We start from the raw sequence: 11,370 nt of genomic DNA on the forward strand, positions 1-11,370 counted from the left end.
CAGACAGAAACCAAGAGTTCGGCATGACCCAAACCAATAGCGCTGTCGAAACCGACCGTCGCCGCAGTTATCGGCGGCGCACCCTCAAAGAGGGTCGCGTGGTCTCGAACGATCATTCAACGGTCTTTGATTGTCTCATACGCGACATGTCAGAGGGCGGCGCCCGGTTAAAACTGGAAACCACCCAGGAAATACCGGATGAGTTCTATCTTTACATTGTTCACCTGCGGCGGCGCGCCAAGGTTGAAGTTCGTTGGCGGACAGGCGACACTCTGGGTGTTGAATTCATGAGCGCGTTGGAGGAATTCCCCGGCTTGCTCAAGTTCTAGCGGCCACTATTTTCAAGGATTCCGGTTATGACACTCACCACTGCCGAAGCCAAAACTCTGCTGGAAACCAGAAAAGCAGAGTTAGAGCAGTTGGATGAAATGTCTCGGGATGCACGTTCGCCTGTTCAACTCGACCAGCAATCCGTAGGGCGGCTTTCCCGCATGGACGCCATGCAGCAACAGGCGATGGCGCAGGCCAATGAGCGGCAACGCGCTCTGGATCTGCAGCGCATCGAGAGTGCACTGCAACGCATCAAGGAAGACGAGTACGGTTATTGCCTTGAATGCGGCGACGACATTCCCGAAGAGCGCCTGCGCATTGATCCGGCGGCGCTCTATTGTGTTTCCTGCGCTCGGCTCCAAGGATGACACAAACTGTTACATCTTAGCCGCGAACTGGCATAATTCAGCGACATCCTGGCAATACATTATGCGCGGACATTCAATTGCCACCGCCAGGGTTTCTCATGACCACCTTCTTCAAAACGCATGGCACAACCTTTACGGTTGGCCTCTTCATGATTTCCGCCGCCTCCGGACTATTGCTTTTTTTTCATGTTGGATCTGCCATCTTTCACGGCATGCATGAGTGGCTTTCACTCCTGCTTCTCGTGCCCGTTGGTTTTCACATCTGGAAGAACTGGTTACCGCTCAAGATGTATTTTCGGCGCAAAACCATATTGCTCCCCTTGGCTATCTGCCTAGCTTTGGGAGTGGTTTTCGCGGCGCCGGCCCTTCTTGGCACTTCCGCCTCCGGCAACCCTGTCATAGCGACATTGAACGGGATCGCGAGCAGCACATTGGAACAAATTGCGCCCATCTATGGGGCCACCCCAACTGAACTTCGCGAGCGCCTTGAGCGAAAGGGGTTTGAAGTGACATCGACCCATCAGAGCCTTCGAGAGATCGCAGTAGCCTCCGGCCACGACAGCGGACGGGACCTTATTGCGACAATCGCGTTCCCCTAATGATCCCCTCTTGAACAACGCACGCACATGAAAAAGGGCCGCCCGATTAGGCGGCCCTCACTAATTCCGGCTTATTCCCACTCGATGGTTCCAGGAGGCTTGGAGGTGATGTCGTAGACACACCGGTTGATGCCTCGAACTTCGTTGATGATGCGGGTTGCCGCACGGCCAAGGAAGTTCATGTCGAAGTGGTAAAAGTCTGCGGTCATGCCGTCGACAGACGTCACAGCACGCAGAGCACAAACGTATTCGTAGGTTCGACCATCGCCCATGACGCCTACAGTCTGGACCGGCAACAGCACGGCAAACGCCTGCCAGATGGCATCATAAAGACCGGCCTTGCGGATCTCGTCCAGATAAATGGCATCAGCCTGGCGCAGGATATCCAGCTTTTCGCGGGTAATGCCGCCCGGACAACGGATCGCAAGACCCGGCCCCGGGAACGGATGACGGCCGATAAAACTTTCAGGCAGCCCCAACTCACGTCCAAGTGCGCGCACTTCGTCCTTGAACAATTCACGCAGCGGCTCAACGAGCTGCATGTTCATGCGCTCCGGCAAGCCGCCCACATTATGGTGAGACTTGATGGTCACCGAAGGACCGCCGGTAAAGGACACACTTTCGATCACGTCCGGATAGAGCGTTCCTTGCGCGAGGAAATCTGCTCCGCCAAGTTTCTTGGCTTCTGCTTCGAACACGTCAATGAAGAGCTTGCCGATGGTTTTGCGCTTCTTTTCCGGATCAGTTTCGCCTTCGAGCTGCCCGATGAACAGGTCGGACGCATCCACATGTACCAATGGGATGTTGTAGTGCTCGCGGAACAGAGAGACGACCTGTTCGCTTTCGCCAAGACGCATCAAGCCGTGATCCACGTAGATGCAGGTCAGCTGATCGCCGATGGCCTCATGGATCAGAACAGCGGCTACGGAGCTATCCACACCACCGGACAATCCGCAGATCACTTTGCCATCGCCAACCTGATCACGGATCGCCTGTACGGCTTGCTGGCGATATTCGGCCATTGTCCAGTCACCGGAACAGCCTGCGATCTTGTGAGTGAAGTTCTCGATGAGCTTGGCCCCGTCAGGGGTGTGTACCACTTCCGGATGGAACTGGACGCCATAGAACCGGCGTTGCTCATCGGCAATGGCGGCGAATGGTGCGCCATCGGAGGCGGCAATGACATCAAAACCATCTGGGATGCGATTGACGCGGTCACCATGGCTCATCCAGACCTGATGGTCTGTCTCTTGCGGCCAGATGCCCTCGAACAGCGGGCTGTCCTTCTTGACGGTAATGAAAGCTCGACCAAACTCGCGATGATCGGAGCTTTCAACTTCGCCGCCGATCTGGGCGCACATGGTCTGTTGGCCATAGCAGATGCCGAGAACGGGAATGCCGGACTCGAAAACGACCTGGGGTGCACGCGGGCTCCCCATTTCAGTGGTGGATGCCGGACCGCCTGACAGAATGACCGCCTTGGGATTCATTTCCTTGAAAGCGGCTTCAGCAGACTGGAACGGGACGATCTCAGAGTACACGCCAGACTCGCGCACACGGCGCGCTATCAGCTGCGTTACCTGAGATCCGAAATCGATGATGAGAATGCGGTCAGTCATGGGCTGCTCTTACTCTGTTGCCGCTCGTTTTTGAACCTCTTTTCCTGCAAAAAACGGCGTTTGTTGTGGTGATGCACGATAAATCAACACCCCCTCGCAGGATACCGTATGCCACTTTGCCGCTACCGCTTGATCGGTGGCTCGCTCAGGTTGGCAAGATGCTGACCAAGCCGGGTTCGTTCGGGCTTGGCGAGCTGTTTCATTGTTGCTTGTTCAAAAGCCTTCAGGTCCGTATCCAATCGCCCGATCAGGGCCTTGCCCTCATCGGTCGGTATCAGGACGACCAACCGGCGATCCTTCTGATCCGGGTCCTTGATGACCAGTTCCTTTTCGGCCAATCGCTTCGTGGCTCGGGAAACGGCGACCGTATCCAACCCGATATTGGGGCCCAGTTGCTTTACCGAAACGCGCTCCTGTTTCATCAGCGCGTTGAGCACCAGCCAGTCAGGTATTGTCAGATCATAGCCTTTTTGCAGGCGTTCCTGAAGCCAACGCTCCATCTTGCGCCCGGCCCAGATCAACTTGACCGGCAGGAAATTCTCCAGATCAATCCCACGATCAGCCTCGAACAACGAGCCTTGCGTGAATGAAAACAAATCATCTGTTTCGGACATGCACTTTTCCGGATACGCGTCAAAGCAGGTGCTTTTGCACCTTTGCGGAGCTTGAAGGGGTGATATCAGTACCCTTCATGGGGAAGCAATAGATATTCGCGGCTTTCGCTCACTTGCAAACATCCACACCTTGAAACCGCCGGGCGCTTGACGACCCGCGTGTCGGCTGATGTTGTGAATGAGGACTTTCTTTGACGGAGTATTTACAAAGCCTTACCCTTTTACGGGTCTGATAAACTTATGATTCGAGCATGGTTACCGTTTTCTTGACAAGTAGATGAGAAACCAGTTCGAAATTGCGCAAGGTGCAGACAACAGGGACCGAGACTTGATGGCCAACACGACCGGTGACGGACGCTCCGCGTACATCCAAAACGCTCTGGACGACATTGCTCGGCTGGAACAGCAAGGGCGCTACGACGACACGCTGGCCATCTACCGGGACTTGATCAGCCGGTTTCCCGATGACATCGACATTGTTTATCGCATGGCCACCGCATTGATGCGGGCCGGTGAATTGCGCGAAGCCATTGCCCATTTCAGAAAAGTCCTGTTCACCCGGCCGGATGATCTGGCGGCTCGCAGCAACATGGGCAACTGCCTGCTGTTGCTGGGCTATCTGGAACAGGCACAAAAGAGTTTCGTGGAAGTTCTGGAACAGGATCCGGAAAACCGCAACGCGCTTTACGGACTGGGCACCATTCTCGTGCAGATGGGCCGCCACAAGGAGGCGATGGCACCTGCAGAAGCCCTTTTGAAGATCATCCCCAAAAGCGCAGCCGCCTTGACGCTTTATGCAGATGCCTGCTGCACTGAGGCCAACCAGGAAACGGCAGTTCTCAAGTACCGCAGCGCGCTACGTATCGATTCCTCTTTCGTCCCTGCCCTGCTCGGCCTTGCAAAGATTCTGATCCGGCGCGGAAAACCGCAGGAAGCGCGCACGTATCTTGAACACGCGCACGGCTTGCAGCCCAGCAATATCGAAGTGCTGCTGACCATGGGCCACTCCTTCATTCTGGAGGGGAACTATGAACGCGCAATTTCCTCCTTTGAGATAGCACAGGCGATTGAACCCGAGAACATCCAGGTATTGCTGCATTTGTCCGTTGCCGAGCGGCGATCTGGGCAGGTCAATCTCGCGGTTGCACATGCTGCTGCAGCGTGGCGGCAAATCCCCGACAGTCGCGAAGCCTGCAACACCCTTGGGGCAGCCTTGGCCGCTGCGGACGCGCAAGACGCGGCGCGCGCTGTTCTGACGTCTACCACCAAGGGCACTGAAGTACCGGAAGAAACGCAGCGCGCCATTGCCGCCATTGAAGATCTTGCGGCCCAAGGCTTTACAGGCCGGCCCAAGGATAACTTGAGCCACGGCGAAGCAGGCTCATCAGCCGAGGAAGAGCAGGACGCTGAAGTCCGCGAAGAGACCGAATACGAGTTTGAATTTCCGGAAAATATAAGCCCGGAAGCGCCAGAGACGTCACCTGCGCCTTCTCAGGACGTTCCGACTGATGACGCTGAGGATCCCACTCCCCCAGCCAAAGAACGCGACTAGGACCATCCAGAGGCGAAAAAGGCGCGCCGATTTTCCCTCGAACGCGCCTTTGTCCTATCGTGTTCAGTATTCCCTGTCGTCAGCCCTGCTTTTGCAGCAGCGACAGGAAAAACCCATCCGTATCCGTGTGTGCGGGCGTCAAGGTGGCGTAACTGCCATCCTGCGCAAAGAGCGGATGACGGGAGGTATTGCCAAACAAACGAGCCCACTCTAAACGCAGATCCATAGGCGCAAAATCTGGATGTTGCTCCAAGAACCAGCGCACCTGATCCTGGTTTTCTTCGGGCAAAAGCGAACAGGTCGCATATGTCAGCACCCCGCCGGGTTTGACAAACTCGGCAGCTTGAGCCAGCACCTTGCGCTGTTCATCGACCCGGCCGGCCAACGCGTTTTCGGTAACACGCCATTTGGTGTCAGGGCGGCGGCGCCACACACCGGTGCCAGAACACGGCGCATCCACGAGCACCTTGTCCATGCGCCCTTTCAAATCATCCAGTTTGCCGGTTTGCGGGTCCACGACCTGAATGTTGCGAACGCCGGCGCGCGCCATCCGCTCATACAAGGGAGCCAAACGCAGCTTGCTGGCGTCAAAGGCATAGATCTGGCCCTTGTTGTCCATGTTTGCGGCCAAAGCCAGGCTTTTTCCGCCGCCACCTGCACACAGATCCAGCACCTGATCCCCCGGTCTGGCTCCAACCATCAACGCGGCGATCTGGGAGGCTTCATCCTGCAGCTCGAACCAGCCCTTTCGGAACCCCTCTTCTGCCTGAACATGGGGCGACTTGCGCGGCCCTGTTACAGGCGCGAGGCGGATACCGGCCGGCGACAAACCGCTGGGAACGGCATGCAGATGCGCGAGGCGTTTGAGAACCCGTTCCGGATCTGCCTTGAGGGTATTGACCCGCATGTCGATGGGAGCGCGTGCAGAAAGAGCCCGCCCAACAGCAACGGTTTCCTCTCCAAAGGCTGCCTGAAAGCGAGAATACAACCATTTGGGAATGTCGCAGACTTCATGATCTTCCGCATTCGTCAGATCAGGGCTTGCCAGCTTGTTGAACTCGAAATCGGAAAGCGGAGCAGGTGCATGGGGATCAGCCTCGATGGCCGTGACCAGTTGTTCCACCGGGTTCTGCCAGCCGATCACGTAGGTAGCCAATGCCAACGCCCGCGGCGAAGCATCCCCCATGATGTAGGCGTAGGACAGCTTGTGACGTAATGCGTCAAACACGAGGTTACCGATGGCGACACGATCCCCCGAGCCGGCGAACCGATGCGCATTCCCCCAGTCTTTCAAAGCTTCCTGAACAGGCCGTCTGCGCGTCTCGATTTCCGACAAGACGTCAATTGCCGCAGAAAGGCGCCCACCATCACGCATAAACTATCCTAATCTTCTTCCGAAACACGTCAGTACCCGTTGCTGCCGTCGATTTTGATTTTCGTTTGGCGGCATCCAACATCAAAATATCTCTGCCCTGTAATGCAGCAGTTAGCCTTCTGTCTATACTAACAGCTCCTTTTTACCAGAGAAAATCCGAAGAAGTCTTGAGCCCCTTCCACAGGCTGAGGAGCGCATGCAGAAAACCCCGCTGACGCATTCACGTCAACGGGGTTTTGAATATCACATGCTGCTGTACTTATTGCAGCGGGCTGAGAACGATCTCTACCCGGCGGTTCTGTGCCCGCCCGGCTTCCGTTGCGTTGGAAGCAATCGGCCGAGAGTAGCCATAGCCATAAGAGGAAATTCTCGACGGCGCGATGCCCTGGTTCATCAGGTATGCGGCAACGCTATCCGCACGACGCTGGGACAGCTTGATGTTGTGCTGTTCCGAACCGGTATTGTCGGTGTGACCCAACACATTCAGACGCGTGCGGTTAAACTCCTTGCCCACAAGAGCAACACTGGAGAGTACCTGCATGGCGCGCCCGCTCAAGGCTGCTTCATCTGTACGGAAGGTCACTTCATTTGGCATGTTCAAAATGATGTCATTGCCATTACGCGCTACAGAAACGCCGCTGGCCTGCAAATGTTGGCGCAACCGTGCTTCCTGTTGATCCATGTAAGCGCCGACACCACCGCCAACGAGACCGCCAGCAGCGGCACCAATCAGCGCGCCTTCAGCACGGTGATCACTACCACCGGCAATCGCGCCCACAACAGCGCCACCAAGAGCACCAATCCCGGCGCCGGCGGCAGTGTTAGAGATACCGGACTGACCGGTGTATGGATCCGTGGTTGTACACGCAGCAACGCTGAGTGCCATTGCCATCGCCAAGGATGCGTGCAGCAGTTTTTTCATCATCATTCGCCCAAAAGTCCCTCAGAGGGTTGTATGCGTTCTCCGGGAAGAAACCCATCTCCCCTCCACGCATGATCGAATCACTGTGTAGGAAGGTCTAGCATTCTCTCCTGTGCAATAAGATGGCTCAGCGAGAAAATCCACGTCTTTTCTTGGGGTTTCTGGCATTGTCGGTACGCAATCGCAGAGTGAATCCTTAGCGAGAGAGCATCTCTCCTTCGTCTTTGTCTTGCCTCTTCTTTGCTCTTAAGCCCAATTGACCATGGGCATGGTGCGCTGATTTGCGTTATTGTGTTTCTGTTGGAATGTATGAAGGCCGAGCGCGGTCTTCATAGCCCATCACACGCGATGACCGTAGTTCGGGGTTCCACAAGAACAGCCTGACTACGGGGATTGGATTGGCCATGTACAACAAGTATCCACCTGAAGCGACATTCGTTCTGGCGCTGGCCGCGCTTATGATCACGTTTTTTCTATACGTGACATGGCAATCAGCAGGTATGGTCCCAGCGTTGGTTCTGGCCTATTTTCTGGATCGGGGGTGGAACTTCATTGCCCCTTATCTGGGCAAGGATCTCTTGAATCCCCATCAGGAATAAGGCGATAAAAGCGGACCTGTGTTCAGGAACAGAAAACGGCTGTGCCAGATCCCCTCGCACAGCCGTTTCCTTTTTCATCTCGTTTCAAACGCAACCGTCTACGGGGTCAAACAGCACCCGGATAGTTTGGGCTTTCCTTTGTGATCGTCACATCATGAGCATGGCTTTCACGCAATGATGCTCCAGAAATCCTGACAAAGGTGGCACGCTTGTGGAACTCAGGCACGGTTGGGGCACCAACGTAGCCCATGGACGCACGCAAGCCGCCAGAAAGCTGGTGCAGAACACTCATCAGCGGTCCCTTGTAAGGCACCTGTCCTTCAATACCTTCGGGAACGAGCTTGAGCTTGTCGCTGACTTCCGCCTGGAAATAACGGTCGGCAGACCCACGGGCCATGGCCCCAACAGACCCCATGCCGCGATAGGCCTTGTAAGAGCGGCCCTTGTGCAAGTACACCTCGCCCGGGCTTTCCTCGGTTCCGGCCAGCAAGGAGCCAACCATGGCGCCGGATGCACCGGCTGCAAAGGCCTTTGCCATGTCGCCGGAGAACTTGATGCCGCCATCAGCGATGATCGGCGTACCCAGCTTTGCGGCCTCATCTGCGCATTCGATGACGGCGGTCAACTGCGGAACACCCACACCGGCAACAATCCGCGTTGTGCAAATGGAGCCAGGGCCGATCCCCACCTTCACGCCATCTGCACCGGCCTCAATCAAGGCCCGCGTGCCTTCACGCGTTGCAACATTGCCAGCAACAACTTCCACATTGCCGTGATGCTTCTTGACGCGCGCAACCATGTCGATGACGGCCTGCGAGTGACCGTGTGCTGTATCCACCACGAGAAGATCAACGCCCGCATCAATCAGACCTTCGGCACGGGCCATCCCTTCATCGCCAACGCTGGTGGCAGCGCCTACCAACAAACGCCCTTGATCGTCCTTGGACGCGTTGGGGTTCAACGTAGCCTTTTCAATGTCCTTAACAGTCACCAGGCCGATACAGTGGCCATTGGCGTCGACCACCAGAAGCTTTTCAATGCGATGCTGGTGCAGCAAACGCTTGGCCTCTTCCTGGCTCACGTTTTCGCGAACGGTGACGAGATTTTCGCTGGTCATCAACTCGGAAACGCGCTGCTTCGGATCAGAGGCGAACCGTACGTCGCGGTTTGTCAGCATACCGACCAAACGCCCCGTAAAATAACCGCCATTCTGGCCATTCTCGACAACGGGAATGCCCGAGATCTTGTGCTGATCCATCAAATCGAGCGCGTCTTTCAGGCTCGCATCCGGGCCAATCACCAGAGGATTGACCACCATGCCGCTTTCAAACTTCTTCACCTGACGGACTTCTTCAGCCTGGCGCTCGTTAGTGAGGTTTTTATGGATGATCCCGATCCCGCCAGCCTGTGCCATGGCGATGGCCAACCGAGCTTCCGTCACCGTATCCATGGCTGCGGACAGGATCGGCAGCCTCAGGCTGATGTTGCGGGTAATCTGCGAGGTGAGGTTGACCTGACCCGGCATCACTTCCGAGTGACCGGGCAACAGGAGCACATCATCAAAGGTCAACGCTTGTTGACCGAACGAGGGCTCGTAAAATGTCGGCATTGCCAATTTCCCTTCAAGTCGTATGCGGCACACTTACCATCTCGCAGATACGAAACGGTTTGCTGACTAAACCAGCTCTGCCTAGAGAAGTTGACGCGGGTCATTACCACGGGATTGCGACCTTGAAAAGACACCCCTGCAATATTTCAGGAGACGAAAGGCTGGTGTCGCGCTACTGCGTAGAGGCGCGCCTGTCGCGCGTGCGGTTTACGTTTCGCGGCGCTCACTCATCTGTGTACGCACGTAACCTTTGCCCCTTTGTCCGACTCGCCTATTGTGCTCTGCCCTTCGTCAAGCACCTCCCACAAGTGCCAAACCACGAGTTCTGCCTGTGACACCCCGATTACGCCTTATCGCCCTTATTGTCTCCTGCGCGTTGATGCTCAACATGATTGACGCCACCGTTCTGGGAACCGCGCTTCCTGCAATAAGCCGCGATTTTGGCGTTTCCGCCGTGTCCATGCACATGACCATGTCGGTTTACTTGCTCATGCTGGCTGTGTTCATTCCCATGAGCGGCTGGATTGCGGACCGTTTCGGCACGAAGCCGGTTTTTATCGCCGCGCTTTTGTTCTTCATGGCCTCATCCATCGCCTGCGGCCTTTCCGATAGCCTGACCCAGCTTCTTGTTGCACGGGCCTTTCAGGGCATGGCCGGGGCAATGACCCTACCCGTCGCCCGGTTGGTTCTGCTCAGGTCCTCACCCCGCCACGCCATGGTGCAGGCCATGGTCTGGGTCAGTGTGCCTGCGCTGGTTGGACCTGTACTTGGGCCACCTCTCGGGGGCTTTTTGGTCACTTACGCGAGCTGGCACTGGATCTTCTGGATCAACATCCCCATCGGTTTGATCGGGGTTGTCATGGCGCTGCTGTTCTTTGAAAATTTCAAGGCCGAAGACCCACGGCCCTTCGATTGGGCAGGCTTTTTCATTCTCGGTGTTGGAGCCGTGGCGCTGGTGTTGGGGATAGAGGCAATCCTGCAACGGGGACCAGTGGCGCCTCTCTCCCTCTCCTTGCTTGGCACTGCCGTGGTCGCGTTCACCGGCTATGTGTTTTATGCCCGGCGGGTTCCGACACCCATTCTGGACCTTACATTGCTGCGGATACCGGTATTTCGGGCAAGTGTTGTTGGCGGTACGCTCTTCCGGTTTGGGAACGGAGCCTATCCGTTTCTGATGCCGCTGATGTTGCAGGAAGGTTTCGGCAAGACCCCTTTGGCATCTGGCCTGATCGTTCTGGCCGCGGCGCTAGGCGCCCTGTCCATGAAGATGTTTGCCGCGCGTTTGTTGTCACGGTTCGGTTTTCGAACCGTGTTGATCTGGAACACGGTGGTCGTGTCCGCCACCATGGCCATTGTGGCCCTGTTTCGGCAGGACACCGCACCGGCGCTCATGTTTTTCCTGTTGTATCTGGGCGGTTTCTTCCGGTCGCTGCAGTTCACCGCCATCAATTCGGTCGGGTATTCCGAACTGGATGATGACCAGATGAGCCGCGCGACCAGTTTCAGTGCCATGGCCCAGCAACTCTCCATAACGATGGGGGTCGGGATTGGGGCAATGCTGCTGCATCTGTTTCAATCGGTGCGAGGCGCCGATACTGTAACGGCCACCGACTTCTCACTCAGTTTTGCGGCCATCTCAATCATCATGCTTGCAGCGATCCTTGAGTTTGTGCGCCTGAGCCCTCAGGCAGGCGCCGAAGCGTCCCGCCATGAGGCAACTACAGTTGGCCATGCGGCCCGCCCGCCTTCGGACAGCCGCAACTGAGCGGGCATACGGGATCAG

At 56.4% G+C, this 11,370-nt stretch carries 11 protein-coding genes; 6 read left to right on the forward strand and 5 right to left on the reverse strand.

Annotated elements, in window-relative coordinates; genetic code table 11:
• Positions 1 to 23 precede the first annotated feature (23 nt).
• From G512_RS0117330 to G512_RS0117340, 3 genes are all read left to right on the forward strand, one after another.
• Positions 24 to 329 (forward strand): PilZ domain-containing protein, encoded by a 306-nt coding sequence (locus tag G512_RS0117330; protein ID WP_028482806.1) that lies wholly within the window; start codon positions 24 to 26, stop codon positions 327 to 329.
• 27 nt (positions 330 to 356) lie between these two features.
• Positions 357 to 698, forward strand: coding sequence for a TraR/DksA family transcriptional regulator (locus tag G512_RS0117335; RefSeq protein ID WP_028482807.1), 342 nt, complete (start codon positions 357 to 359; stop codon positions 696 to 698).
• Between the two features lie 98 nt (positions 699 to 796).
• Complete coding sequence (locus tag G512_RS0117340; RefSeq protein ID WP_028482808.1) at positions 797 to 1,297, forward strand: hypothetical protein; 501 nt, start codon at positions 797 to 799, stop codon at positions 1,295 to 1,297.
• A gap of 71 nt (positions 1,298 to 1,368) precedes the next feature.
• Here the strand turns inward: G512_RS0117340 and guaA are convergent, their stop codons facing one another.
• Both guaA and G512_RS0117350 read right to left on the reverse strand, forming a co-directional pair.
• A complete protein-coding gene (gene guaA, locus G512_RS0117345) occupies positions 1,369 to 2,916 on the reverse strand; it encodes a glutamine-hydrolyzing GMP synthase (RefSeq protein ID WP_028482809.1) in 1,548 nt (515 codons plus the stop codon).
• A gap of 122 nt (positions 2,917 to 3,038) precedes the next feature.
• On the reverse strand, positions 3,039 to 3,530 hold the full coding sequence (locus G512_RS0117350; RefSeq protein ID WP_028482810.1) for a MarR family winged helix-turn-helix transcriptional regulator: 492 nt from the start codon (positions 3,528 to 3,530) through the stop codon (positions 3,039 to 3,041).
• 277 nt (positions 3,531 to 3,807) lie between these two features.
• Between G512_RS0117350 and G512_RS21625 the strand changes: the two genes are divergently transcribed.
• Entirely contained in the window at positions 3,808 to 5,082 is a 1,275-nt protein-coding gene (locus tag G512_RS21625; RefSeq protein WP_051269558.1) for a tetratricopeptide repeat protein, read from the forward strand.
• 79 nt (positions 5,083 to 5,161) lie between these two features.
• On the opposite strand, the gene G512_RS0117360 is transcribed toward G512_RS21625, so the two are convergent.
• Together G512_RS0117360 and G512_RS0117365 are read right to left on the reverse strand one after the other, a co-directional pair.
• Entirely contained in the window at positions 5,162 to 6,457 is a 1,296-nt protein-coding gene (locus G512_RS0117360; RefSeq protein ID WP_028482811.1) for an RsmB/NOP family class I SAM-dependent RNA methyltransferase, read from the reverse strand.
• A 259-nt stretch (positions 6,458 to 6,716) separates the two neighbouring features.
• On the reverse strand, positions 6,717 to 7,382 hold the full coding sequence (locus tag G512_RS0117365) for an OmpA family protein (protein ID WP_028482812.1): 666 nt from the start codon (positions 7,380 to 7,382) through the stop codon (positions 6,717 to 6,719).
• A 401-nt stretch (positions 7,383 to 7,783) separates the two neighbouring features.
• Here G512_RS0117365 and G512_RS0117370 point away from each other — a divergent pair, with 401 nt between their 5' ends.
• A complete protein-coding gene (locus tag G512_RS0117370; protein ID WP_028482813.1) occupies positions 7,784 to 7,978 on the forward strand; it encodes a hypothetical protein in 195 nt (64 codons plus the stop codon).
• 106 nt (positions 7,979 to 8,084) lie between these two features.
• On the opposite strand, the gene guaB is transcribed toward G512_RS0117370, so the two are convergent.
• The gene (gene guaB / locus G512_RS0117375; RefSeq protein ID WP_028482814.1) at positions 8,085 to 9,587 is read right to left on the reverse strand and encodes an IMP dehydrogenase; all 1,503 of its coding nucleotides are present in this window, start codon (positions 9,585 to 9,587) and stop codon (positions 8,085 to 8,087) included.
• A 331-nt stretch (positions 9,588 to 9,918) separates the two neighbouring features.
• Between guaB and G512_RS21630 the strand changes: the two genes are divergently transcribed.
• A complete protein-coding gene (locus G512_RS21630; RefSeq protein ID WP_036490059.1) occupies positions 9,919 to 11,352 on the forward strand; it encodes an MFS transporter in 1,434 nt (477 codons plus the stop codon).
• Positions 11,353 to 11,370: the final 18 nt, after the last annotated feature.

This window comes from Pseudovibrio exalbescens DSM 16456 (genome assembly GCF_000422785.1).
Taxonomy (GTDB): domain Bacteria; phylum Pseudomonadota; class Alphaproteobacteria; order Rhizobiales; family Stappiaceae; genus Pseudovibrio; species Pseudovibrio exalbescens.